The 25874-nt window shown below is 44.9% G+C and carries 22 protein-coding genes; 9 read left to right on the top strand and 13 right to left on the bottom strand.

Annotated features, from left to right (window positions below):
* Positions 1-296 precede the first annotated feature (296 nt).
* Entirely contained in the window at positions 297-2252 is a 1956-nt protein-coding gene (gene gyrB / locus DYADSP32_RS11015; RefSeq protein WP_149242684.1) for a DNA topoisomerase (ATP-hydrolyzing) subunit B, read from the top strand.
* 165 nt (positions 2253-2417) lie between these two features.
* The gene (gene ppk1, locus DYADSP32_RS11010) at positions 2418-4751 is read left to right on the top strand and encodes a polyphosphate kinase 1 (protein WP_149244889.1); all 2334 of its coding nucleotides are present in this window, start codon (positions 2418-2420) and stop codon (positions 4749-4751) included.
* 70 nt (positions 4752-4821) lie between these two features.
* On the opposite strand, the gene DYADSP32_RS11005 is transcribed toward ppk1, so the two are convergent.
* The 3 genes from DYADSP32_RS11005 to DYADSP32_RS10995 form a co-directional block, all read right to left on the bottom strand.
* Positions 4822-7296, bottom strand: a complete 2475-nt coding sequence (locus DYADSP32_RS11005) for a bifunctional UDP-N-acetylmuramoyl-tripeptide:D-alanyl-D-alanine ligase/alanine racemase (protein WP_149242685.1) — start codon at positions 7294-7296, stop codon at positions 4822-4824.
* Positions 7297-7351: 55 nt separating this feature from the next.
* On the bottom strand, positions 7352-8392 hold the full coding sequence (gene corA, locus DYADSP32_RS11000) for a magnesium/cobalt transporter CorA (RefSeq protein ID WP_149244890.1): 1041 nt from the start codon (positions 8390-8392) through the stop codon (positions 7352-7354).
* Between the two features lie 74 nt (positions 8393-8466).
* Positions 8467-9324, bottom strand: coding sequence for a universal stress protein (locus DYADSP32_RS10995; protein ID WP_149242686.1), 858 nt, complete (start codon positions 9322-9324; stop codon positions 8467-8469).
* Positions 9325-9691: 367 nt separating this feature from the next.
* On the opposite strand from DYADSP32_RS10995, the gene DYADSP32_RS10990 reads away from it, so the two are divergent.
* Both DYADSP32_RS10990 and DYADSP32_RS10985 read left to right on the top strand, forming a co-directional pair.
* Entirely contained in the window at positions 9692-11095 is a 1404-nt protein-coding gene (locus tag DYADSP32_RS10990) for a cation:dicarboxylate symporter family transporter (RefSeq protein WP_149242687.1), read from the top strand.
* A gap of 35 nt (positions 11096-11130) precedes the next feature.
* On the top strand, positions 11131-11493 hold the full coding sequence (locus DYADSP32_RS10985) for an arsenate reductase (RefSeq protein WP_149242688.1): 363 nt from the start codon (positions 11131-11133) through the stop codon (positions 11491-11493).
* A gap of 118 nt (positions 11494-11611) precedes the next feature.
* Here DYADSP32_RS10985 and DYADSP32_RS10980 read toward each other — a convergent pair whose 3' ends face one another.
* Positions 11612-12268 (bottom strand): hypothetical protein, encoded by a 657-nt coding sequence (locus DYADSP32_RS10980; protein WP_149242689.1) that lies wholly within the window; start codon positions 12266-12268, stop codon positions 11612-11614.
* A complete protein-coding gene (locus DYADSP32_RS10975; RefSeq protein ID WP_149242690.1) occupies positions 12265-13479 on the bottom strand; it encodes a THUMP-like domain-containing protein in 1215 nt (404 codons plus the stop codon). The genes DYADSP32_RS10980 and DYADSP32_RS10975 overlap by 4 nt, the downstream gene beginning before the upstream one ends.
* Before the next feature lie 259 nt (positions 13480-13738).
* On the opposite strand from DYADSP32_RS10975, the gene acs reads away from it, so the two are divergent.
* Positions 13739-15628: an acetate--CoA ligase gene (gene acs / locus DYADSP32_RS10970; RefSeq protein ID WP_149242691.1), complete on the top strand. Its 1890-nt coding sequence runs from the start codon at positions 13739-13741 to the stop codon at positions 15626-15628.
* A 286-nt stretch (positions 15629-15914) separates the two neighbouring features.
* Here the strand turns inward: acs and DYADSP32_RS10965 are convergent, their stop codons facing one another.
* Genes DYADSP32_RS10965 through DYADSP32_RS10945 form a run of 5 tightly spaced genes read right to left on the bottom strand, consistent with a single transcriptional unit; the run spans position 15915 to position 19567 of the window.
* The gene (locus tag DYADSP32_RS10965) at positions 15915-16451 is read right to left on the bottom strand and encodes a YfiT family bacillithiol transferase (RefSeq protein ID WP_149242692.1); all 537 of its coding nucleotides are present in this window, start codon (positions 16449-16451) and stop codon (positions 15915-15917) included.
* Positions 16452-16470: 19 nt separating this feature from the next.
* Positions 16471-17262 carry an inositol monophosphatase family protein gene (locus tag DYADSP32_RS10960; protein WP_149242693.1) on the bottom strand — a complete coding sequence of 264 codons (792 nt, stop codon included), beginning with the start codon at positions 17260-17262 and terminating at the stop codon, positions 16471-16473.
* Between the two features lies 1 nt (position 17263).
* Positions 17264-18520 carry a DUF4105 domain-containing protein gene (locus DYADSP32_RS10955; RefSeq protein WP_149242694.1) on the bottom strand — a complete coding sequence of 419 codons (1257 nt, stop codon included), beginning with the start codon at positions 18518-18520 and terminating at the stop codon, positions 17264-17266.
* Between the two features lie 57 nt (positions 18521-18577).
* Entirely contained in the window at positions 18578-19279 is a 702-nt protein-coding gene (gene rsmI / locus DYADSP32_RS10950; protein WP_149242695.1) for a 16S rRNA (cytidine(1402)-2'-O)-methyltransferase, read from the bottom strand.
* Between the two features lie 48 nt (positions 19280-19327).
* The gene (locus DYADSP32_RS10945) at positions 19328-19567 is read right to left on the bottom strand and encodes a 4a-hydroxytetrahydrobiopterin dehydratase (RefSeq protein ID WP_149242696.1); all 240 of its coding nucleotides are present in this window, start codon (positions 19565-19567) and stop codon (positions 19328-19330) included.
* Positions 19568-19819: 252 nt separating this feature from the next.
* On the opposite strand from DYADSP32_RS10945, the gene DYADSP32_RS10940 reads away from it, so the two are divergent.
* The 3 genes from DYADSP32_RS10940 (at position 19820) to DYADSP32_RS10930 (ending at position 21934) form a co-directional block, all read left to right on the top strand.
* Complete coding sequence (locus tag DYADSP32_RS10940; protein WP_149242697.1) at positions 19820-20248, top strand: OsmC family protein; 429 nt, start codon at positions 19820-19822, stop codon at positions 20246-20248.
* 29 nt (positions 20249-20277) lie between these two features.
* Positions 20278-21093: a thymidylate synthase gene (locus tag DYADSP32_RS10935; protein WP_149242698.1), complete on the top strand. Its 816-nt coding sequence runs from the start codon at positions 20278-20280 to the stop codon at positions 21091-21093.
* A gap of 232 nt (positions 21094-21325) precedes the next feature.
* Entirely contained in the window at positions 21326-21934 is a 609-nt protein-coding gene (locus DYADSP32_RS10930) for a trimeric intracellular cation channel family protein (RefSeq protein ID WP_149242699.1), read from the top strand.
* A gap of 57 nt (positions 21935-21991) precedes the next feature.
* Here the strand turns inward: DYADSP32_RS10930 and DYADSP32_RS10925 are convergent, their stop codons facing one another.
* Positions 21992-22900, bottom strand: coding sequence for a DUF2911 domain-containing protein (locus tag DYADSP32_RS10925; protein WP_149242700.1), 909 nt, complete (start codon positions 22898-22900; stop codon positions 21992-21994).
* Between the two features lie 78 nt (positions 22901-22978).
* On the opposite strand from DYADSP32_RS10925, the gene DYADSP32_RS10920 reads away from it, so the two are divergent.
* On the top strand, positions 22979-23533 hold the full coding sequence (locus tag DYADSP32_RS10920) for an NUDIX hydrolase (RefSeq protein ID WP_149242701.1): 555 nt from the start codon (positions 22979-22981) through the stop codon (positions 23531-23533).
* On the opposite strand, the gene DYADSP32_RS10915 is transcribed toward DYADSP32_RS10920, so the two are convergent.
* Positions 23513-25180, bottom strand: coding sequence for a S8 family peptidase (locus tag DYADSP32_RS10915; RefSeq protein ID WP_149242702.1), 1668 nt, complete (start codon positions 25178-25180; stop codon positions 23513-23515). The genes DYADSP32_RS10920 and DYADSP32_RS10915 overlap by 21 nt on opposite strands.
* Positions 25177-25848 (bottom strand): hypothetical protein, encoded by a 672-nt coding sequence (locus DYADSP32_RS10910; protein WP_149242703.1) that lies wholly within the window; start codon positions 25846-25848, stop codon positions 25177-25179. Before DYADSP32_RS10910 ends, DYADSP32_RS10915 begins: the two co-directional genes overlap by 4 nt.
* Between the last annotated feature and the right edge of the window lie 26 nt (positions 25849-25874).

The following is a 25874-nucleotide window of genomic DNA, read 5'->3' as shown; positions in this document are numbered from 1 at the left end:
AACACGCGCGCTGTTGCTACGGCAGAATTATGACTTGCAGGTAATTGTTTTTGTTTTTTCAAAATCACCTTTTACCTACACGATGCCCGGTATTGGGCATGATGAAATCCAGTTTCTGGGAATTTATATAAAATCGGCGTCATCCCTATTCGCTGCGTGCTGCCAACCTCAAAAGCTTTATAAAATGCATAGCATTATTGACCTTTCAGGTAGGTTGGGACGTAGAAAATTTATAACTTTACATGTTTAAAAAGCCCTTTTGAGGGCTCTTTTTATCTAAGAGTAAAACAAACTATATGGCAAACACAACAGAGAGTGAAGTAAGTAATTATTCAGCTGATAATATCCAGGTTCTTGAAGGGTTAGAGGCCGTTCGTAAGCGTCCGGCAATGTATATTGGTGATACTGGTTTTAAAGGAGTCCATCATTTGATTTGGGAGGTTGTAGATAACTCTATTGATGAGGCGATGGCCGGTTACTGCGACACCATCAATGTTACAATAGAAAAGAATAATTCAATTACTGTTCAGGACAATGGCCGTGGTATCCCAACGGGCCTTATGGCAAAGGAAAAAAAATCCGCTCTGGAGGTTGTGCTCACAGTACTTCATGCGGGTGGTAAATTTGATAAAGACACCTACAAAGTTTCCGGTGGTTTGCATGGTGTAGGGGTCTCCTGCGTAAATGCGCTGTCCATTCATCTTCGCGTGGAAATTCATCGCGAAGGTAAAATTTTTGAACAGGAGTATAGCGAGGGCAAACCTTTGTATCCTGTACGTGTGATTGGTGAATCCGAAAAGACGGGGACTTTTATCCATTTCAAGCCGGACGCAACGATTTTCACTGTTACCGAGTATAAGTACGAGACCGTAGCCACAAGGTTGCGCGAACTGTCGTTCCTGAATAAGGGGATCCGCATCACACTGGAGGATAAGCGTGAGGAGGATGAAAATGGCGTGTTCAGAGGTGAGGAGTTTTTCTCGGAAATCGGGTTGAATGAGTTTGTGTTGTACCTGGAAGGTACCAGGACAGCGCTTATTCCCGAACCGATTTATATGGAAAATACCAAAGGTTCGGTCCCTGTGGAGATAGCGATGATGTATAACACCTCGTATGGGGAAAATGTATTTTCGTATGTGAATAACATCAACACCATTGAGGGAGGCACGCATGTACAGGGTTTTAGAGCTGCGTTGACACGAACCTTGAAGAATTACGCGGAGAAATCCGGTGTGCTGGCCAAGGAGAAAATTGAAATTAGTGGGGACGATTTTCGCGAAGGTCTTACGGCTGTTATTTCCGTTAAAGTGGCTGAACCTCAGTTTGAAGGTCAAACCAAAACGAAATTAGGTAATTCAGAGGTGGTAAGTGTGGTGAGCCAGATCGTTGCCGAAATGCTCGACACCTATCTTGCCGAACACCCAAAAGAGGCCAGAGTCATTATCGATAAGGTAATTTTGGCTGCCAAGGCGCGTATTGCGGCTAAAAAGGCGCGCGAAATGGTACAGCGCAAGAACATCCTTACGGGGACAGGCCTCCCTGGGAAACTGTCGGATTGCTCGGAAACAGACCCTGCCGTTTGCGAATTGTACCTGGTCGAAGGGGATTCGGCGGGTGGTACAGCCAAGCAAGGAAGAAATCGTGCCTTTCAGGCCATTTTGCCTTTAAGAGGTAAAATTCTGAATGTCGAAAAGGCCCAGGAATATCGGATCTACGAAAACGAAGAGATCAAGAATATGTTTACGGCCATGGGTGTTCAGATCGGTAAGGATGGAGACGAAAGGGCCTTGAACATAGACAAGCTGCGCTACCATAAAATCGTGATCATGACGGATGCCGATATAGATGGTAGCCACATCAGAACGTTGATCCTGACATTCTTCTTCCGTTATATGAAGATTTTGATTGATCATGGTTATATTTACATAGCCCAGCCACCGCTGTATCTGGTGAAAAAAGGACGTGAAGAGCGGTATTGCTGGACGGAAGAGCAAAGAGAAATAGCGATACGTGAGGTAGGAAATGGCAAGGAAGATTCTGTAAATGTTCAACGATATAAAGGTCTTGGAGAAATGAATGCCGAGCAGCTTTGGGAAACGACCATGAATCCAGATGGAAGAAGCCTTAAACAGGTTTCTATAGAATCTGCGGCAGAGGCCGACCATTTGTTCTCGATGTTAATGGGTGATGAGGTTGCCCCAAGACGTGATTTTATTGAGAAAAATGCAAAATACGCACGTGTAGACGTGTAGAGGCTGCTTTCCCGAAAGATGAAACGGATAGCTTGCCTGATAGGCAGCTATCCGTTTCTTGTTTATATTAACGAAAGCTTAATGTGAATAAAAACAATATTCATTTTGATCCGTTGTAAATTAACAACATTCATCAATCTGAAAGAGATTAATTTTTTTGAGAATATGCCTGAAAATACCGATTCGTCATTTACCAATACCAGGAGGGGAAGATTATCAAACTTGTTTTCCTTTTTTAAAACGCCCACAGACTCGACTATGGATGAAACAAAGCTGGTGAGCTCAACTGAAAAGGTCAACAGCCTGGTGCAGCAAAGTGATTTTATTAGCCGGGATCTTAGCTGGCTAAAATTCAATGATCGTGTGCTTGATCAGGCGATCAATGACGAGCGGAATCTTTTCGACCGGCTGAAATTTCTTGCTATTACCTCTTCCAATCTGGATGAATTTTTCTCGATTCGCATTGGTAGTCTGTATAATTATCTTGATTTTGGCAAGGAACGCATGGACTATTCGGGTCTTCGCGAAATTCCTTTCCGAAAGCTCCTCATGAAAGAGCTTCAGAGCTTCGTCATGCGGCAAAATCAATGTTACAGGGATTTGCTGCAACCCCTCTTTGGACAGCACGGATTCCGGATCGTCAGTTTTAATGAGCTGGATGAAAAGGAAAAAGAAAATGTGGGCGAGTATTTCGAGCGCACGGTATATCCCATGCTTACGCCCATGTTGTTTGATTATACACATGCATTCCCTGTTTTGCTCGCCAAGGTGCTCGTACTGGCAGTGATAACGCAATTAAAGGGAACTAATAATGAGGAAGGCAGGAAGATATCCTTTGTACAGCTCCCGCTAAATCTACCACGTTTTTACATCATTGAGCGGGACGAAGAATTATTATTTTTACCAATAGAAACCATCGTAAGAGCGCACATTGACAAGCTGTATCGCAATGTTGACATCGTGTCTACCAATCTTTTCAGGATCATCCGCAATGGTGATTTTTCATTGGAGGATAGTGACGATATGGAATCTGATTTTATAGATGAGATCAAGCAAAAGATCAAAAACCGTCGATTGGGTAGGGTGGTCCAGCTGGCCATAGAACCTGGTGCGGACAAGGACTTGTTAAATCTGATCAAGAAGCGCTGGGAAATCGATGATTACAATATCTTCGAAACGGAAGGTCTCATCGATTACACGGCGTTCTGGAGTGTTATCAAACATCCTGAGTTTAAGGATCAGATTCCGCCCATCCATCCCCCGGTGGCCCCGCTCGGGATTGAACGCGAACGGATGGGGGACATTTTTGAGGCTATGCGGGAGCGCGATATCCTGTTGCATCATCCATACAACAATTTTGAGCCAGTACTTCAGCTTCTTGAACAGGCTGCTGAGGATCCGAAGGTGCTTTCCATTAAACTGACCATTTACAGGCTGGCAAAGAATTCCCGGGTTACCGAAGCCCTGCTTCACGCCGCTGAAAATGGTAAGCACGTAGCAGTATTATTTGAGGTGAAAGCACGGTTTGATGAAGAAAATAATATTAAAGAAGCCCAGCGTTTGCAGAAGGCCGGATGTTTTGTGATTTATGGCATTGGTCAGTTGAAAACCCATACGAAGCTTCTTTTAATCGTTCGGAATGAGGGCAACCGCGTGTTGAGATACGCACATTTGTCAAGTGGTAATTACAATGAAGATACTTCCCGCCTCTACACCGATACGGGCCTGCTCACTACCAATGAAGAATATACAGCCGATATTTCTGAATTTTTTAATGTAATCACCGGGCATTCCAATCCCGAAGAGTATCAGAATTTGATCACCGCTCCCCGCTACATGCGTAAAAAACTTCTGGAGCTAATTGGTGAAGAAGCGGAAAATGCCAAGGCAGGACTGGCCAGTGGAATTTGCATAAAGATTAACTCACTGGAAGACAGAGACACTATACAGGCGCTCTACATGGCCTCGCAGGCTGGAGTACCCGTTCGATTAATTGTGAGGGGTATGTGCTGCTTGCGCCCTGGTCGGGCCGGTCTTAGTGAAAACATTACTGTCAGGTCGGTCGTAGGAGATTTCCTTGAACACTCCAGGCTGTTTTACTTTCATAGAAACGGCGACCCTCTTGTATATGGAGGTAGCGCAGATGCAATGGTGAGGAGCTTTGACCGGCGAATTGAATCATTATTCAAGCTGGTGGACGAGCGTGTGAGGCAGGAGGTGATTCACATTCTTTATTACAGCCTCATGGATAATGTTAATTCTTATGAAATGAAAGAAGATGGCAGCTACGTGAAATGTGAGATAGAGGACGGAGCTCAGCCACTGGATATTCATAAGGCCTTCTTCAAGGTAACCGTTGAGGATGTGATGAAGGCTAAGCTTTTTGAAGGTGAAGCCACTGTATCCCAGCACTTACCTGAAAATCCAGTCAACGACGAGATGATCATTGTCAATGAGAATGGTAAGGGGGTAGATGTGGTTCAGTCTGGCCTGCAATAGCCCACGCTTTACAACGAACTGTATCGAGTTATGATCCCGAATGTTGGCATTGCCTGATCAGGTGGTGCCATCATTCTTTATAAAATACGCGTTTTACCCGTTGCCCGATACCAGTCAGGATTTCATAAGGTATGGTTCCGATCGTTTTGGCTACATCGGTGATGCTCATTTCTTTGCCAAAAACAATCACCTCATCGCCTTCTTCTGCCGTGACGCCGGTAATGTCGACCATTGTCATATCCATACACACATTGCCAATTACGGGACATAGTGATCCGTTGACCCAGATTTTTCCTGCACCGTTTCCCAGCCTTCTGTCATACCCATCTGCATAGCCTATGGCCAGTGTTGCTATGGCTGAATCGTGCTCTACTTGTCCTGCACGACTGTAACCAACCGTCTCACCTGCTTTCAGGTATTTAATTTGCGATATTACCGTTTTTAAGGTACCCACTGGTTGAAGAAATCGTTGTTCCTGGCCGGTAGCTTCCACACCATACAAACCGATTCCCAGCCTCACCATGTCCATTTTGTATTCCGGAAAGCGAACGATACCTGCTGAATTAAGAATATGCTTGATTATCGGGTGTCCTACCGCTTCTTCGATAACGGTTGATCCCTCCTTAAAACGTTGGTACTGCGTCCTGGAGAAGCTGTTGTGCTCGCCCTCGTCCGCACCCACCAAATGAGTGAAAACGGAAGCTACTTTAATTGCTCCGGACCCAGCCAGATGGTCGCGTAGCCAATGATAGTCATCCGGTACAAAACCGAGGCGATGCATCCCGGTATCCAGTTTCAAATGGATGGCAGGTGTGTCTGTGGGAGAATTTCGAATTTTCAGGTAGGCCAGCCAGCTTTCAAGAATATTGGGGCTATAGATTTCAGGTTCCAGATTGTACTCCCAAATCAGGTCAAACGTGGACGGTGATGCATTCATGACCATAATAGGCAACGTGATGCCATTTTGGCGTAAGGTAACACCTTCATCGGTATAGGCCACGCCAAGGTAGTCGACACGATGATACTGCAGCAAGCTGGCGATTTCGGAGCTTCCGCTGCCGTATGCAAATGCCTTCACCATGGCCATAATTTTGGTTCCCGTGCCTACCTTGGAACGGTAGTAATTCAGGTTGTTCGTTATTGCATCCAGATTTATTTCGAGTACGGTACTATGTACTTTTTGCTGAAGGCGATGCACGATTTTTTCAAAAGAGAAGCGACGGGCCCCTTTTATTAAAATGACACTGCTGTTGAGGGACGAATAGGGAAATTCCCTTAAAAACGTTTCGGTGTCCGGATAAAAAACCTGTGCAGGTATTTTGAAAAGTTCAGCGTGTTGCCTTATCTCCGGTCCGATACCGACCAGCCGATCCACTTTTTTCTCCAATAGAAATGCTGCAATGTTTTGATACAATTCACCTGGCGCCTGCCCCGTCTGTAAAACATCTGACAGGATTATGACTTTTTCGCTACGTTGCTCCTGTTGCCCAAGGAAGTTTAGGGCCATGATCAGCCCCTGGATATCATTGTTATAGGTATCGTCAATCACATAACAATTGTTAATTCCTTCCTTCAGTTCGAGGCGCATGGAAACGGGTCTCAGTAATCTGATGCGTTCCTGAATGAGCGCTGGCGAGTAGCCATAATCCAGTAAGAAAATGAGGCAGTGTGTCAGATTCTCCAATGAGGCATCATCGCGAAAATTCGTCTCAAAAAGGTAGTCCCCTAATATTCCTCTCAGGGCAATATCTGTGTGCCCGGCCTGATCCTGGTAGCTGACCTGTATATCCCCAAGAGCCCGGCCGGTGGCCCAGCTTAGTGTTTTCAAAAAAGGATTAACAGGTCTCAGTATAAGGCTGATCTCTTCATCTAATTCTTTATAGTCTTTCCTATAAATCAGCTTTTTGACTTTTGTGAAAAGTCGTAGTTTTTCTGTTATTTTTTGTTTTTTGCTACGAAAACCACCATCGTGAGCGGAGCCAATATTTGTAAATATGCCAATGGTAGGTTGTATCACAGGTTGCAGATATTCCATTTCATGCGCCTGTGAAATGCCGGCCTCAAAAATCGCCAGCTCGTGCTCTTTCTTTAGATTCCATACCGATAGCGGAACGCCAATTTGAGAATTGTAGCTCTTAGGGCTTGATACCACGGCAAGGCCGGGACTAATCAGCTGGGTAAGCCATTCTTTGACTATCGTTTTTCCGTTGCTTCCGGCTATGCCTACGACAGGAATGGTATACTGGCTGCGGTGCTGAGCTACCAGCTTTTGCAATGCCCGGATGCTAGAATGAACCACCCATATATTGGCGTCGGTCCAGGCGTCCAGTTCTTGCAGCAATGTAGCCGATAAGGACGCTTCTTCGATTACGAAATCCCGGACACCTTTCTCATGCAGACTCTTCAGGAAAGTGTGTCCGTCATGGCGTTCACCTTTTATTGCAAAAAAGATGCTTTCCGACGGGAAGGAAATTTGACGGCTGTCGGTAAGCAGGTAGGTAGCCTGGGAATTAATTATTTCAGGATTGTACTGGATGCGACTCATTCGGCTTTGATTAACTGGGCACAAAGGTATCAAACAAAGGGAAAGTCAATAAAAATTACATCCATTTTCTACGTCGGAAATATATGATCATGCCCAGGGTAACTAGGGCCATTAAGCCCCATGCATAAAAATACCCGTTACGCCATTGAATTTCAGGCATATAGTCGAAGTTCATTCCATAAACACCCACAATAAATGTAAGGGGCATGAAAATAGCGGAGAAGATCGTCAGCGTTTTCATCACTGAATTCATGCGGTTGCTCAGGGAAGAGAGGTGTACATCGGCAAGACTTGCCAACAGTTCGCGGTATGATTCGATGGTGTCTATCACTTGCATAACGTGGTCGTAAAGATCACGATAATAGGGGATGACCTCTTTGGCTACCAGTTGATTGTCCTCGCGGATCAGTTGGTTGATCATGTCGCGTAAGGGCCATACAGCTCTTCTGGCCCAGGAAAGTTCTCTTTTTAATGCATAGAGATCGGTGAGAGATAAGTCCGTCGAGCCACCAATAACCTGATCTTCAATGGATTCAAGGCTCTCTCCGAATTTTTCAAGAACGACAAAATAGTTGTCGACAATGATATCAATCAGCGCAAATAACAGATAATCGGCCCCGTTCCTTCTCGTTTTGCCAACAGATGCCTGAAGGCGGTTAATCACAGGGGTGAAAACATCGCCTGTCCTTTCTTCCTGAAAGGAAATTAGAAATTTTTCCCCCATCACAAAACTGATATGCTCTGAGGAAATTTCGAGCGGTGCTGATGATTCGACATGAAGCATTTTCAAGGTGAGGAACAGGTGTCCCTTATCGAACATTTCCAGTTTTGGTTTATGCTCGGTATTCACAATATCTTCAAGCAGAAGCGGATGAAGGCCGTATAGTTTCCCAATGTTCTCTATGACATGGGTTTCATGAATGCCATCTACATCCAACCAATTGATTGCATTGGACATTGACCTTTCCGGCGAGCAGTCCGAAAGGGTTTTGACAGGCGTGTTCTGATAAAAGGATTCGTTATACTGAATCTTTCGCACACGTGTTTTGAGCTCAATTTCGGGGCCAATGTAGGTCAGAGTCCCCGGTGAGGTCATTAAATTCTCTCGATTGAATTTATGTCGTTTTTTGGTCCCTGCCGGTTTCGACGAAGCTGCTTTTCGTTGCAATGCTAGTTTTCATTAAGGTGAAAAACCAATAATGGGACGTGCGTATCTACAATGAGTTTTTTTGTGACGCTGGGATTGATCAGAAATTCTTCGAGAAAGGATCGCTCTCTGGATGAAACAATTAAAAGATCTGCCGCTATTTCGTCGCAATACGCCTCAATACCATCCAACACATGTTTGGCGTCTCTGATTACAATATCTTCATTGTTGATTGGGAAGGTATCTGTGATCTCTTTCAGGTACTGGTGGTCTGGCTGTATGTTGGGTTGCCAGTCGGTATTTATTTTCAGCAAACTGAGACGGCTTCCCAGGTAATTCATCAAAATGTAGACTTCCTTAAGGATGTCAAGTTCAGAATATTCCAGTTGTGTGGCGTACACTACTTCCTTGAATTTTTTCGGAGTGCTCTGAGGAGGAATAACCATCACCGGGCAACCTTTATGAAGTGCAATACCCGTGGCGGTGCTGCCAATTAATTTGTCCAGAAATCCTCCGGAACCTGTCCTGCCAATAACTACCAGATCGGGCTTATGCTCGTTGATGGCATCTTTTATACATGACTCCACACCTCCCAGAGCCCATAACGGCGTAACTCGGTAACCCTCAGCCCTTACTGCCTCTACGTATTCATCGAATCGTTTCTGAAACTCTCCTTCCAGCTCAGTGGATAGCGTTAAAAAATCGGGAGAGCCAACGCCTGGTAAGGCACTGCCCGTCAGTACATTTACATCGGAGATGTAGGGCTGATAGGCGTGCAGGATCAGTAATTCGGTGTTGGCCTTGTCGGCCATAATTTTGGCTGCGGACAGTGCGTGGTCAGCGTTTAACGAAAAATCGATAGGGATCAGGATCTTGTTCATGATTCTTGAGTTTAAATGATTACCGTAAATATGAACGTATTTGTAAACGTTTTTACCCATTTGCTAAATGAAATTTTGGTAATATAAACGTATACACGCTATTGAGCATGAAAACTATTATGCCAATAATAACATTGGGCTCCTGATGGTAACTATAGGATGACAATTGAATATCTTAAAGTAATGCTAAAAACCATAAAATATTTTAATGATCAACCAGAAAATAGTACAAACAATCAGTTTAATCTTTCAATACTTGACTTATATTTTGTGGTATAGGAAAAATGCGTTGGTTCAATTTAGTTTGCTTTATTGTATTTTTCATATGTTTACTGTTGCGAACTAACTCATCACTTCAACTTTCTTTATGAAGAGCAAAATTACCATCATTAACCTTGTACTCATTACCGTTGCCGCCATAGCAACCGTTTTAGATACCTATGGCATCGTTTCGATTGGTTCCGACGTGCTTATCGTTCTCAGATGGCTTGCACTGGCCGGTTTGATTGTCTTTGCTTTCACTAAAAAAAATCTTACCACCTCTATTCTGATTTCCATGCTCGTGGGAACGGAGATTGGATACGATTTCCCGGAAATGGGTACCAATCTTCACTTTTTAAGGCAGATTTTCCTGCAGATGATCAAAACGGTTATTGCTCCGTTATTGTTTGCAACGCTGGTTACAGGTATTGCCGGGCATTCCGATTTGAAGCAGGTGGGCCGAATGGGCTGGAAGTCTCTGCTTTATTTTGAAGTTGTAACCACTTTCGCACTCATCATCGGATTGGTTTTTGCCAACTGGTTTAAGCCGGGTGTGGGGATCATAGCTCCGGCATCACTCAACGCGGCGCTGCCCGAGGTTAAGCACCAGACCTGGCAGGATATCGTGCTTCATTCTTTTCCTGAAAACATGGCCAAATCCATTTACCATGGAGAAGTGCTACAGATCGTCGTGTTTAGTGTATTGTTCGGAATAAGCCTTGCCCTGCTACCCGCAGCAAAGAAAGAGAAATTCGTTTCAGGTGTGGAATTGCTGGCAGAAGTAATGTTTAAATTTACCAAGATTATCATGCTCTTCGCGCCAATTGGGGTCGGTGCGGCCATTGCTGAGACAGTGGGGCACATGGGGATCGATGTCTTGAAGAACCTTGCCATGCTATTGGCAACACTTTATTGCGCTTTAATTGTGTTTGTGCTGGTCGTATTTATTCCCATTGCCCTGATCGCCAAAATACCCATTATCAAACTTGCCAAGAATATTTTTGAACCACTTTCTATTGCCTTTGCCACGACCAGTTCAGAGGCTGCTCTGCCCAAGGCCATGGAGAAAATGGAAAAGTTTGGGGTTCCGCGTCAGATCGTCGCTTTTGTAATGCCCACCGGATATAGTTTCAACCTTGACGGATCAACACTTTACCTTGCCCTTGCCACCGTGTTCGTCGCACAGGCTACTGGCACCGAAATGTCGATCGGGCAACAGGTTACCATGGTGTTTTTGTTGATGCTGACGAGCAAGGGAGTGGCAGGGATCCCGCGGGCTACGCTGGTTATACTTTTGGGTGCCATTGCCAATTTCGGAATGCCGGAATGGCCTGTACTGCTCATCATGGGAATAGATGAACTGATGGATATGGCTCGAACCACGGTTAATGTAGCCGGAAACTGTCTTGCGACGGCCGTTGTCGCACGGTGGGAGGGAGAATTGGACGATGAGAAAATGCAAATGTCCGATCAGGTAGTTGAAGCGCCGGTGGTGTCGGAAGGAGTTTAGCGTTGAATATTTTTTTTGAACAATATTTGAAATTCATGCATACCGTATACGGAATACCCAATTGTGATACAGTCAAAAAAGTGAGAACCTGGCTTGACAAGAACCAGATAGAATATCAGTTTCATGACTATAAAAAGGAAGGAATTACGGCAGACAAGATACAGCATTGGCTAAAAGATTTTCCTCTGGAAAAGGTCTTGAATAAAGCGAGTACTACCTGGAAAGAATTGTCAGCTGAAGAAAAAGCAGCGGTTTCGGACCAGGAATCTGCCATTGCACTGATGGTGGCCAAAACATCCTCTATTAAGCGACCGGTGATTGAAGATAAAACCGGAAAGGCGGTGGCGGTGGGCTTTTCCGAAAAGGAATACGAGAAGGTTTTTTTAGGAAATAGCTGAATGCTATGGTAATAAGGGCGTCTCAATTCAGTTTAGGACGCCCTTATCTTTTTAAGTGTGGGTATTTACAGAATAACTACGATCTTCAGGTTTTTATGTAAACAAGTATTTGTAATGCTTATTTCTGAGCAGGGAGCCTCATTTTAACCGTTTCGAGTGCTTTTTGTTTATTTTGAAGATCAAGCAATGATTTTTCGGATTCGGCTCTGCTGGTAGCAACTGCGCCACGAAGGTCGGCAAGCTTCTTTTCCGTTTTTTCAATTTCCTTGTTCTTATCATCAATTTCCCGAATGAGCTTTTGGTATGCCTTTTCGGACGAAACAAATGCTTCATCTGCTATGCGTACCTCTTCTCGCAGGGCGGCATAATCTGAAAATTCTTTCAGAATGGATTCGGCACTTTTATACGTTCTGTCGTTATAGTCTGCCACGTAGCTGCCGTCCGCTAAGAGTGCCAAAAAGATCCTGGATTGATTTTTTTGCACAGAACTGATCTGGCTGGTGAGTTGAATGGGGCCAGCGGATACGGATGGTATGGAAGCTTTACTGATCGTATAGTTTCCCCTTTTACCTTTTACTTTGCCAAATCTGCCAAGATAGGTTTCCCAATATTCGTCGAGAAGTTTTTCAGAAATATTGGTTCCCAGCACTATTCCCGGATATTCGGTTTTATCAATCATTTGTTTGCCCGGGAAGACGGTCTGGCCGTGGGTAGGCCGGGTAATAACCGAGGCCACTAAGGCCAGAATGGATATAAATGCGATTTTCTTCATCATTCCTGTAATTTTTTAGTAACAATTATTATTTTTCTCTGATCTTGAAGTGTGGTTCCAAACAAGTAGGAATCTCCACCCTCCTTCAGACGCCATTTCTTCCTGAGGTCATGAATTTTTGCAGGAAAATTACGCAGCGTAAGATTTGCTTTGCTCTCTCCTGTTAGTTTCAGGATTTCTTTGATGTCAGGTTTACAGGTACCCATGATTTGAAATACTCTTCCCGGGAAGCCGGTAACGAGGTTTTCGGAGGTGTACAGATGACTGCTGACTGCCAATTTATGCACACCATATTCCTCGCAAAGTATTTTGAAGGCCCCTGCCTTCAGCACAGCGGCATGTGGCTCATACAAGTAACCCGATGGCGGAGCATATGTTACCAATGCCTTACTTTCCTTTTTCCTGTCAAAATCCAGGGATTGAATAACCTGTCCTGAGTTATCCAAAATTCTTACTTTCAGCTCAAAACCTGCCGTATGCTCTTTGTTTATGTGAAAGAGTAATTCTTTACACTCATTTTCATAGCCGGTGACATACACTTCTTTTACGCGGAATAATTCTTTGGCGGCCAAATCAATATCCAGTAAAGGAGAAGTTTTTAGAAGAATGTCTGGGGCAATGTCAAGCAAGAACGCAAGATTAGAAACCACGTCGGGAGTGCAGTCTTTGAGCAGGACTACTTTCTCCTGGTTTCCGCCACGTCTGGCCGGATCAGCATATATCCAGCATGCTTCACTGTTCACGACTTTTAAAGTTATCAGGGAATTGGACGCATTTACTTCAATATTTTTAGCCCCAAGTACATCGAAATTATATTTTGCAGTTGCTGCAACTTCGATTTGCTCTTCGAAATACTGCGTTTGGTTGAAGTTGTGGCTCATATAATAACAATCCACGCCCATTCCTCCAGTAACATCGATCAATTTTTTTCCGGAAAGTAATGAAGATTTAAACCGTGCCGTAGCCTCAGATGAGCATTGCTCCACAGAAAGGGCAGGAGGGAAAATGAGTGCTTCATTGGCGTACCATTCGGGAAGTTTTTTGGCAGCCTTCTGCCGGGATAGGATTTGACCCGCTAGTTTTTTAATCTCAACCTGTCTGAACCGGGCTGCCCCAAGGAGTAGTTGGTTCACATCATCATGAAGATGTTCCCGGATAAATGTAAGTTCAGAATCGCTAAATCCAATTTGCGGACTTGACGCGGGTTTGTCCATCTTTATATGTGTTTTTATCCATCCACTATTTGGCCGAAAGTACAGCTTTTTAATCATACTGACTACACCTGCCGGCGCGGTTCGACATCAGACCGTGACTTCGCATTTAACCGTGTTGAATATCATAATATTACGTTTTTGTAAGCTTTATCGGTTGTGCCATTTACGACATTCAATGTCATTTTAAGTAGGACGAACCAATTGAAAATTATAAATTGTCCCCAAATATCCTATTTCCCTTAGTTAACCAGTATTTATCATGAAAATTAAGACCTTTGAAGAGTATCAGGTTGCCTACCAGCAAAGCGTAGACGACCCCGAAGGTTTCTGGGCTGAAATCGCCCAACAATTTCAATGGAGTAAACCGTGGAAAAAAGTCCTTAGCTGGGATTTTGCAGAGGCCAATACCAAATGGTTTCAGGGCGGAAAAATGAATATCACCGAAAATGCGCTGGATCGGCATCTGGCCGAAAAAGGGGACCAGCCGGCGATTATCTGGGAACCCAATGATCCGGACGATGATGCAGTAACCATTTCCTACTACACCCTGTACGACCGGGTGTGCAGATTTGCCAATGTTCTTAAAAAACATGGAGTTCAAAAAGGCGACCGTGTTTGTATTTATCTCCCGATGGTGCCTGAGCTCACCGTTGCGGTTCTGGCTTGTGCCCGAATTGGTGCTATTCATTCCGTGGTATTTGGAGGGTTTTCTGCCAAATCCATTGCCGACAGGATCAACGATTCGGCCTGTACAATGGTGATTACGTCGGATGGGGCATTTCGTGGTACCAAGGTGATCCCAATGAAGGAGACCGTAGATAATGCGCTGGATCTTTGTTCGACTGTAAAAAATGTCATCGTGATGACACGTACCCGAACGCCGGTATCCATGTTGAAAGGCCGGGATTTATGGTGGGAGGAAGAAGTGAAACACGTGGACTCCGTATGCCCGGCAGAGCCCATGGATGCCGAAGATACACTCTTTATATTGTATACTTCCGGGTCAACAGGTAAGCCAAAGGGTGTGGTGCACACTTGCGGTGGCTACATGATATATGCTACCTATACTTTTGCCAACGTATTTCAGTATGAGCCCGGAGAGATTCATTTTTGTACAGCTGACATTGGTTGGATCACAGGTCATAGTTACATTGTCTATGGCCCTTTGTGCTATGGAGCTACATCCCTTATTTTTGAAGGTGTGCCCACTTATCCCGATGCGGGCCGGTTGTGGCAGATCGTAGAGAAACACAAGGTGAATATTCTTTATACCGCACCAACAGCCATTCGTTCATTGATGAGTTTTGGTCTGCAGTATGTTAAGGACCATGACCTCACGTCGCTTACCAAGCTTGGCTCGGTAGGTGAGCCGATCAATGAGGAAGCGTGGCAATGGTTCAAAAATAACATTGGTAAAGGAGATTGTCCATTGGTTGACACCTGGTGGCAAACTGAGACGGGTGGGATTATGATCTCAGCCCTGGCAGGGGTTACTCCTGAAAAACCAACCTATGCAACCTTGCCGCTTCCCGGCATTCAGCCTGTATTGGTGGATGAGAATGGGGCCATTATTGAAGGCAACGGTGTAAGCGGGAATCTTTGTATCAAGTTTCCTTGGCCAGGTATTATTCGCACCACTTACGGTGATCATGAGCGGTGCAAACAAACGTATTTTTCTACTTACAAAGGAATGTACTTCACCGGAGATGGATGTTTGCGCGACGAAGATGGGTTTTACCGCATTACTGGTCGGGTAGATGATGTACTCAACGTCTCGGGGCACCGCATCGGGACTGCCGAAGTGGAAAACGCAATCAATATGCATTTGGGGGTTGTGGAATCCGCCGTTGTGGGTTACCCGCACGACATCAAGGGCCAGGGTATTTATGCCTACATCATCACGGACAAAAAACCGGAAGATCCTGAAATGTTCCGTCGCGACATTGCTGCGACAGTATCACGGATTATCGGGCCCATTGCTAAGCCGGACAAGATCCAGTTTGTAAGTGGGTTGCCTAAGACCCGATCAGGGAAGATCATGAGACGTATTTTACGGAAAATATCTGAAGGAGAGCTTACAAACCTTGGTGATATGTCAACATTACTGGACCCGGCAGTGGTGGAGGAGATTAAGACAGGAGCTTTATAATAAGGGTTTTATAAGCAAAAAGGGAAGTTCACAAACTGTGGGCTTCCCTTTTTGCTTATTTTTCATTGATTTTTTAAGACACGATCTTGTCGGCAGGACATCCACATCCTTTGGCACAGCCGCTATCCCTTCGTGCAACCGCTTTCCAACCACGCCACCCTAAAAATGCGAGAGCAGTTAGAAAAAATACAGCGATGATCAGGTATTGAATCAAAATTCTAAAATTTTATTATCAAAAAATGAGCAGCGTTTACTGCGCTTATCTATCTGGGTTGTTAACACAACGTTACTGCCAATTGTTCCTGGCCGCCAGTTGAAATGCATGTTGGTAATGATGCTCGCTGTGCCAGGCATAAGTGGCAATGAATTCATCCATTCGCACCGTTTTCTGGCTTCCCGGATGGAAGTATGTTCTGGCAAGGTCGTCGGCATTCATGGATTTCAACAGGATTACCCACCTCAGATGTACATATCTTATGAGCTGCAGGGAGAGCTCAACCGGGGAAGCTTTGGCATCCGGCAGTTCCGCCCAGAGCTGCTCTTCGTAAGGTTTGATGGTAGGGTTGTCTTCGGTGAGGGCAAGCCGGCACCGCGTATAAGCGTTAATGTGGCTATCGGCTACGTGGTGAACGAGCTGTCGGATCGTCCAGCCATCTGGCCGGTATGGCGTATTGAATTTTTCTTCATCCCAGCCGCCCATCAGATTGATAAACTTGGATGGCAGGGCACTAATTATTTGTATATCCGTCTTGATTTCATCGGCGGTGTAGCTGCCTTTTGAGGTGAATTTGCCAATCGGGTATTTCAATTGTTCCAGTTCCATGATAAGATTGTTAGCAGTTTTAGAAATGTTCTCTGATAATGGCCACAAGTTCAGCGTGCCCACCGGCTCCGGCAATGATATCACCTCCAAAAAGATAGTCATCGCCTCCGTTGAAGTCAGTCACTGTACCACCCGCCTCCCTGATCAGGAGCACACCTGCTGCCATGTCCCAGGAATTAAGATTGTACTCATAAAATCCGTCAAACCGGCCTGCGGCTACGTAGGCGAGATCCACCGCTGCGGCACCCATTCTGCGTATGCCATGCGTTTTTTGCATCAGAAGCTCTAAAAGAGCCATGTAGCGTTTTTGTTTTTCAAATTTATAGTAAGGGAATCCGGTTGCGATGAGACTTTCCTGCAAGGATTGCACGTTTGAGATCCTTAAACGTTTCCCATTGCACCAGGCTCCGCCTCCCTGCCATCCGTAAAAAACTTCGTTCAGACTGGGCTCGTGGATGACGCCAATCAGTGGCTCTTTGCCCCGGGCAAGTCCTACACTGACACAGTAGACAGGTATTCCGTGAATGAAGTTGGTGGTTCCGTCCAGCGGATCTATAATCCAGTTGAGCGCCGTAGGATCGGGTTCCTGACCGGTTGTTCCTTCTTCTGTAATAAAGCTGGCTTCCGGCAAAATTTCTTTTAATCCCGCAACCAGAAGCTTTTCGGCTTCTTTATCCACGTATGAGACCAGATTATTCAGGTCTTTGTATTCAATCTTATCACGGGAGAAAAGAGCTGCCTCCTGTTGGATAAAGACCGCAGCCTGCTTTACGATATCGATGGTTTGATTTGTGAGAAGTTCCAGGTTCATATTAATTTCCTGTATCAGGAATTTTAGAAAGTGAGTTATTGAGGTAGTACACTCTGATGATGAGCAAAACCAGTATGGGTATTAAAACATAGTTGTGTTTAAGAAGACTACCCGTTGCGCAAAGTAACAGAAATGCGTAAAAGATTAAAAAAAACTGAAACCAGGAAGGTTTTTTCTTAGGAGAAATGAGCCAGATGATGGGTACCCAAAAAGGGAAAGCCCACAAAATATCATAATTCCAGGTGGTGACGCCGTGATTGGTAGCAAACCAAAGCAAAAGTATCAGCCAGCCGGTAAGCCCCACGATGGTAAAGAGAATTTTATCAAAAGTGAAGTTGATGTTGCCGTATTTACTTTGCCAGAAGGTGTATGCCAACACCAAAATGGCCAGTGACCAGAAGAATACCATGGGCGTAAGCCATTCGTCAGAGGTAACGGGTGGTGCCACAAAAATGTCCCTTTTTGCAGAAACCAGCGGAACCCATCCGGTGCTTTTTCGGATCTTCGCATCTTCAAAAGCCCTGCTCAGATTGTCGGGCAAAAAAGTTGCCTGCTCGGGTGTGGCTATTTCATCCGAAGGCGCTCCGATGGCCAGATCCATGCCGAAATCAGCCCAGGGGTTTTGTCGGAAAGCATATCGGTCGATCCATTGACGAAAGCTGAGCTTGTCGTGTGTATAGCCCGTGTATTGCAGGCTATCGCCAACAGCCGCTTTCAAAGCCACTGAAAGTCGGGTCGCACAATTGTCGTAGAAAAATTTATACTGATATTCTCTGTTTTCTGGCAAATAATTGGTCTCGAGGAAATTGAATAGTTTCTGCTTCTGGTCATTTGACAGATTCAAAACCTGCTCCTTTACCCACCTGTTTTCAGCCTGCCAGTAAGCCACTTGTGGTGCTAATGGCGCCACAGAGATGGTGTAGGGCAGGGTTCCACGTAAAAATTTGACATAGAAATTGCCGGTTTCAAAACTGAACGAGCCATAACTGTAGGCATTGTCTAACCCATTCAGCGGGTCGGAGATCCACAATACGCTGTGCCCGAATCCGGAGTACAGCTCCGTTCCCGGCCCCACAGTAACCAGGCTTGCCTTTGCTTCCGAACTCAGCTGAATGCTCTGTGCGATGGATTCATTACAGAGCGAGAAAAAAGTTGCTAATAAGCTAAGAAACAATGTTTTAAAGCCAAGAGCTTTAAAGATGTTTTGAACGCCAAAGTAAGTGGAAACAGGCAAAAGGGAATTACGGGTTGTATTCATTTATTTACTCACAGATGGTGATTTCAGGTTAGGGTAAAGGTTAAAATTTAGCTATTATTACAGGTCATCCTCATCACGTGTCTTTTTTTCAAACGGTTTACCGCCAATGGTGATCACAATTTCCCCCTTTACGGTTTTATCCGAATAAAAGGCAACTAACTCCTGTAAGCTACCCCTGGTGTTTTCCTCATAAATCTTAGACAATTCGCGGGATACACAGGCCATGCGATCGGCACCGAAGTACTCCGAAAATTGCTGTAAAGCTTTTACAAGCCGGTGAGGGGATTCGTAAAAGATCATCGTGCGTTCCTCATCAGCAAGGTTTTGCAACCTGGTTTGCCGGCCTTTTTTGTGAGGCAGAAAGCCTTCAAAAGTAAAGCGGTCTGTAGGCAAGCCGGAGTTAACCAAAGCAGGAACAAAAGCGGTGGGTCCGGGCAAACATTCAATCACAATACCATGCCTGATACATTCACGAACGAGTAAGAATCCTGGGTCGGACACCGCCGGTGTACCAGCATCGGATACCAGCGCCATGGTTTCACCCTTCAAAATCCGTTCCACCACACGGGCAACCGTATGGTGTTCGTTGTGAATATGGTAACTGTGCATGGGTTTATTGATGCCGAGGTGCTTCAGAAGGTGGCCAGAAGTCCGGGTGTCTTCTGCCAGTACCACGTCTACACTTTTTAGTACATTAATGGCACGCAGGGTAATGTCTTCAAGATTGCCTATCGGCGTTGGGACGATATAAAGCTTCATTAAGTAGTACTAAATCAATTACTTTTAAAATTGATCATTAAGTTGAAATTACATTTCTTCGTAAATTGTATCTATGGCGGTGGCCAGTTTCCGGTCTTTGTCACTCACCTTGTCGCCTATGTCGTGTGTGGTCAGTTCGAAGCTGACCTTGTTGTACATGTTGGACCAAAAAGGATGATGGTCCATTTGATCGACGATGGAGGCCACTTTGTTCATAAAAGCAAGCGCTTCTCTGAAATCTTTGAAAGTAAAGCTCCTTTTCAGTTTGTCATCTTCCTCTTTCCACATACGCTGAATGTTTTAGGTTGATATTTACTACGTGATCTCCGTGTATTTCATTTTTAGGGGTCAAAGGGACTGATAACCCGTCAACCCAACAGGCAGAACATTTGCGCTGTCAAATTAACAAAACGAATATACCAGCTTTAAATGTGTTTAGAAATTATTTCGGATCACAATGGATCAAGTATATTTGAACTTTGGTGTCGTGATATCAATTATATGAGATATGAATCGATAAAAGTTAACTTACAAAATACAATGAAAGTAGAGCTGGTAAGGGTTGGGGATGGTTTTCACTTCGAGGGAAGCGGATCATCCGACGTTAAAATTCACACCGACGGATCTCCGGAAATCGGTGGGCAAAATATGGGTGTAAGACCCATGGAATTGTTGTTGATGGGCCTTGCGAGCTGCAGCGCGATTGATGTGGTGCTTATTTTAAAAAAACAAAAGCAGGATATTACAGATTTCAGGATACTTGCTGATGGAGATCGGGTAGAGGAGGAGGGAACCAAACGATCCCCATTCAGAAAGATTCACCTTACTTTCAGGTTTACCGGTAATAATCTGGACGAAAATAAGATCAACAGAGCGATAGGTCTTTCCATGGAAAAGTATTGCTCGGCAACCGCGCAGTTGGAAGCACTGGCAACCATTACCCACAGTGTAGAGATCGCGTCAGTGTAATTTTTAATATATCAGAAATTCAGCTTTTAATGCAACAGTACCACGACTTGCTTCGGCACATCCTGCAACACGGAGTTGGTAAGACGGATCGCACCGGCACCGGCACCATCAGTGTGTTCGGATATCAAATGCGATTTAATCTTAAGGAGGGATTCCCTTTGGTAACGACCAAGAAGGTTCATACCAAGTCTATCATTTATGAGTTGCTATGGTTTCTCCGTGGGGAGACCAATATCCGCTATTTGAAAGAGCATGATGTCTCCATATGGGATGAGTGGGCTGATGAAAACGGAGATCTTGGACCTGTTTATGGAAAGCAATGGCGCAGCTGGGAAGGCGCAGACGGAAAATCCTTTGATCAGCTGAATGAAGTTTTAAAGTTGCTTAAAACTTCGCCAGATTCCCGAAGAATCATTGTTTCCGCATGGAATCCGTCGGAGTTGTCGATGATGAAGTTGCAGCCATGCCATGCCCTGTTCCAGTTTTATGTAGCACCGCCTGAGGAAGGAGCAACACGTGGAAAACTTTCCTGTCAGTTGTACCAGCGGAGTGCGGATGTATTTCTGGGGGTCCCGTTCAATATAGCCAGTTACGCATTATTGACCATGATGATCGCTCAGGAATGTAATCTTGATCTGGGTGATTTTGTGTGGACCGGTGGCGATACGCACATTTACAACAATCATCTGGAACAGGTTGAACTGCAATTGAGCCGGGAAATTCGCCCATTGCCTCAAATGGCTATAAATCCGGATGTGAAAAGTATTTTTGACTTCAAATTTGAAGACTTCGAGCTCTTGAACTACAATCCGTGGCCAGGAATCAAAGCGCCGGTGGCGGTTTAGGAATTAAGACCGGGTCGCCGGTGCGATTAAGAATTAAGAATTAAAAATTAAGCTGGGGTGATTGGTTTTCAAATTCCTTCCTTCTGCAATTTTTTCTATTTAAAATTTGAGTTCCCTATTTACTCAACAAGAAAATGTAATCCGGTTCTTCAGAATCGGGAATGTCTGGGTCGCATGTTCAACCGGTAAGTTGTCCATGCTGCTTCTTTATTGAAAATTCTTCATTGTATACATGAGTATTCAATACATACTGGAAATCGTCGGGACCTTTGCTTTTGCCATTTCAGGTGCGCTGGCTGTTAAGGATCAGAAGCACCAGGACTGGTTTGGAGCGAGTTTTACTGCGTTTATATCTTCCATAGGTGGTGGAACTATCCGGGACATTCTGCTGGACAGTTACCCGCTGGTTTGGATTCGTGACATAACCATCATTTATGCCATCATGGCGGGTATTTTGGTCACATTTGTTTTCTATAAATATCTGATCGGGTTGAGGAGAACACTTTTCTTCTTTGATACCTGGGGTATTGCACTGTTTACCATAGTTGGTACAGAGAAAGCGCTGAATTTGGGCGTGCGTCCCGAAATTGCTGCTATAATGGGAGTCTTCAGTGCCGTAATGGGTGGTGTGATCCGGGACATGATGACCAACGAAATTCCCATTATTTATCGTAAAGAGGTATATGCGACGGCTTGCCTGGCAGGTGCATGCTGTTACCTGCTTTTGGATAGGTTTGGTGCTGAGCGGAATGTGGCGTTTATCAGCTCCTCCATTCTGATTATTGTCATCAGGATACTGGCTGTGCGTTATCAGTGGAGCGTGCCGAGATTTTTTAGATAATACTGAAGCGCAAAGATCTTCGCCTGGTTGACGAAGATCTCTGGCTGTTAGAATCTTTTACTTTTTCTTTCCCTTCTTGATCACTTTTGCAGCCTCAGTTACAGCAGGCACTTTCGCTTGTATCGCTTTGATGCCTTTTTCGATCTGTCCCTTATAGAAACTCGCAAAGGCGCCGTCGCCGGATGCTGCACCTACGGTTAGCGCTTTTTGCGCGATGGGTAATGCATCGGCGGGCTTGCCTAATTTTGCCAGAATCTGCGCTTTTAACCACAGGTTGGCGAACGTTTCTTTCAGGCCAATGGATTTGTCGGCAAGTGCCAAAGCTTGTGAAAGGTCTCTTCCTTTGGACAGTAAGTAGCCAGCTGTGGCTTGCAAAACAGCTGCATCTTCTGGTTTTTCAGCGACTGCTTTGTTCAGCGAAGCCATGGTAAGCTCCTGGGTTTCCGTGGCAATGCTCACCGGTATGGTCACCGCAGACCAGGAGATATTCAGATAGGCCGTGCTATCCGTAATGTTTGTAAAACCAATAGCAAATGACTCGTTGTAATTTGAGGAAGAAGGAACCACAACTACTCTGGCTGCATCGTCTGCCTCTTTATAGCCATCGGTTCCCACACTGAAGTTCTTGTTTAGGATGACTGTCCAGGCGGCACCACCTGGTATCGAAAGCAACGCATATTTCCCGGCGGGAACCTTTTTGCCACCAAACCAGAAAGGGGTATTTGCTTCCAGCGTCGTGGGCTGATTGGCACCTGTCCGCCATAATTGGTTGTAAGGTGCCAATGCTGAGCTGTCGGCGAATACCGACCGTTCCTTGATATTAGGACGAGAATATTTTACCGTAAAATCAGTAATACCGACTGTTTGTGAAACCGATGCAGCAGAACTTGGCTGCGGCGTACGCTGAGCTATTGATGCCGTCACAACCATCATTGCAAAGCTGACAGATAATAGATACTTTTTCATGATTGTTTTAAGATGATTCGTAAATGTTAACTTAAACTTGCAGCGAAATTAGGATTAAAATACAAAATAAACGTATAAATGAAGCGTGACCCCTTACTTTCTTTACTCAGTTCCTACTCGCCCGAATCGGCAGACGAAAATCAAATGGTTGTACAAACCATTCAGTTTGTCACGGAAAACCCCGACTGCTTTGAAAGAACTTTGAAAACCGGCCATGTTACAGCCTCTGGATGGGTTATTTCGAAAGCCGGAGAGGAAGCATTGCTCATGCACCATCGAAAATTAGATCGTTGGTTTCAACCCGGAGGGCATTGCGATGGAGACCCGGATGTGATTTCAGTTGCCCAAAAGGAGATTGCAGAAGAAACCGGCCTGACCCATGTGAATTTAGTTCAGCGTGACATTTTTGATGTGGACATTCATCTGATCCCGGCCAACAGCGAATTCCCGGCTCATTATCACTACGATATCCGTTTTTTATTTGAAGGAGATAAAACCGCGGAGCTGATCATCAATTCCGAGTCAAAAGATGTAAAATGGGTGGCTCTGGAAGAGATTGAAAATTTGAATGACTCTGAATCTATTCTGCGAATGGTTCGCAAGACACAAAGGCTATTCCTTCAAAAACTTTAAAGTACTGATCTGGTTTTTAAAGTGGATCCGCAGTAAATAGAGGCCTGAATTCAGGTGACCGGTGTTAAGCTCAGTTTGACTTTGAACCGTTTTTCTTTGTCTGGAAAGTTCCACACCGTTGGAGTGAATGATTGTAAATGTGGCGTTCCCGGTCATGGAAGCAGGGAAATTAAGAATTAAATTATCCTGAACCGGATTGGGGGAGAGGATAACAGAGTGCAACACTTCAATTTCCGCGCCGAGAATGGGATAGTCCGTAAGTATAATCGCTTCTGCCAGTTCTCCATCCGGAACACCATAACCCAGTAGCGTATCAGGCTTTGAGGCCTGGTGACCGGATTTTTTGAGTACTGATATGATTTGCTGAGAAGTGAGGTTCGGATAACCCTGCCAGAGGATAGCTGCCAAGCCAGCAATTTGCGGCGAAGCAAAGGAGGTGCCACTACTGCTGGATGCTCCCCCGGTGCTATTCCCAATGATTGCTCCCACACCTACTGCGGCAACATCAGGTTTTAGCTGTCCCGCTGCGTTGGGTCCCAAAGAGCTGTTAGCGGCACGGTTGCGAAGATAGTCGGTCGATCCCACCGTCAGCACCGAGTCCACATCGGCTGGTGCCACAAGTTTACCCCAGCCATTGCTTCCCTCATTGCCTGCAGCATTGACGACAATAATTCCCTTGCGGCAGGCAAAACGCGCTGCTTTGGAAATAATGGTCGTTTTTCCATCAAGCTTGGAATATGGGTAGTTGTACGCGGGGGTGTTGAATTCGGAAAGGAAATCATAATAACCCAGGGATGAATTAATTACATCCACGCCCAGGCTATCTGCCCGCTCGGCGGCCATAAGCCAGGTTACTTCTTCGTAAGGAGACTCGCCGCTATTGTTTTCGGTCGTATACAATGCGAAACTAGCCTTGTATGCCGCTCCCACAAGTGTACCTGGCTTGTACGCAGCAATTGTAGACCAAACATTCCGTCCATGGGGATCGCTGCCTTCGTACACATTGCTTTGCCGGGAAAGAAAGTTGTAACTGTCTACCAGTCTCTTTTCATCAAAAATCGGTTTGAAATAGTCTATCTCGTTGGCTTTCACGAAACCGTTGTCAAATACTGCAATAAGCATGTTTTCACCATGCAGGCCTTTTTGATGCAGGTGATCCACGCCTATGAGTGCAAGTTGGTCTCTCATTCGTCCATAGTCAATATCTTCGGTCGTTTCGAATTTTTGATGGATAGCCAAGGAGCGTTCCACACCGGGAGATTTGGAGGTGATGTTTGCGATAGGCAGATTCAATTCAATTCCTTTAAAAAAGGATAGTTTTTTGATTGCTTCCAGCTGCGATGCACTGGCTTCGACCACTAAACCATTAAACCATCGTGAGGGAAATATGGCTGCTGCACCGGTCTGTTTTACCGCGACTACATAGGCAGGATTCACAGGAAAATCGTTCTCTGTAATTTGAATTTTTTGGCGTGCCCGCCGCTCTATTGACCGTGCAGAGAGATATTCGTTCGGTTTGTTCACTGAATAGGGCGAACCGGCCTTATCCTTAAACAGAATCAGATATCTCGGATTACTTTGTGCGTTACCCAAATTGATTCCACAGAGGAACAAACTAATGATTAAAAGTATATACCTTCTGTTCATTGCATCTGGGTTTTAATAACGTTGATTTCCTGCCATCCTGATTGAATTGTTCCAGGCTTACAATCAGTGGAATAACAAAAGTTAATGTAAATAATTTCCTTTCGGATCAATCCTACTCCTTCTGCGTACACTTCGATATGTTTTTTTTGACTTAAAAGCGTTGAATCATTTTGCCTGACAATGGTAACCGTATTTGGAAAAGTTACAGTCCCGACCTGCCTAGGCTTTCCCAGGTTTATGATCTCAAAGCGCCTTTGCCCTAAACTGTTATACGCATTTCCGTCCCAAACGCTGCGTTCCTGTAAGGGTAAGTGCATTTTGACAATAGTCTGACCATTTTCGAGTCCCATTACAAGGTTCTGTGTTTGCCAGACTGCTGTCACCGAATCTGCTTTCCAAACAAGATCATTCGTTCTGGAGGCGTAGGTTACAGGAAAAACATTCTGTCCTGCCGGGTCGGTGTACGATTCGCCAATGGTATGCTGTATGGTATGTTGTGTGACCCTGGGTGGGGCTGTAATTGAATAAAAGGTTTTTGTTACTTCAAAAACCGAAGATTTACCCGATTTTATTGGATAATAGGAATCTGCTCCAGCTATCTCTTTTTCTGGTCGGCATCCGATCGTTGAAGCGATCAGCAACAGGATTGGGAGGCTTTTTTTGAACATACCCAACAAGTGTTAAGTAACCTTTC

It is taken from the genome of Dyadobacter sp. 32 (genome assembly GCF_902506755.1).
Taxonomy (GTDB): Bacteria; Bacteroidota; Bacteroidia; order Cytophagales; family Spirosomataceae; genus Dyadobacter.
This window is presented reverse-complemented; position numbering and strand designations above follow the sequence as displayed.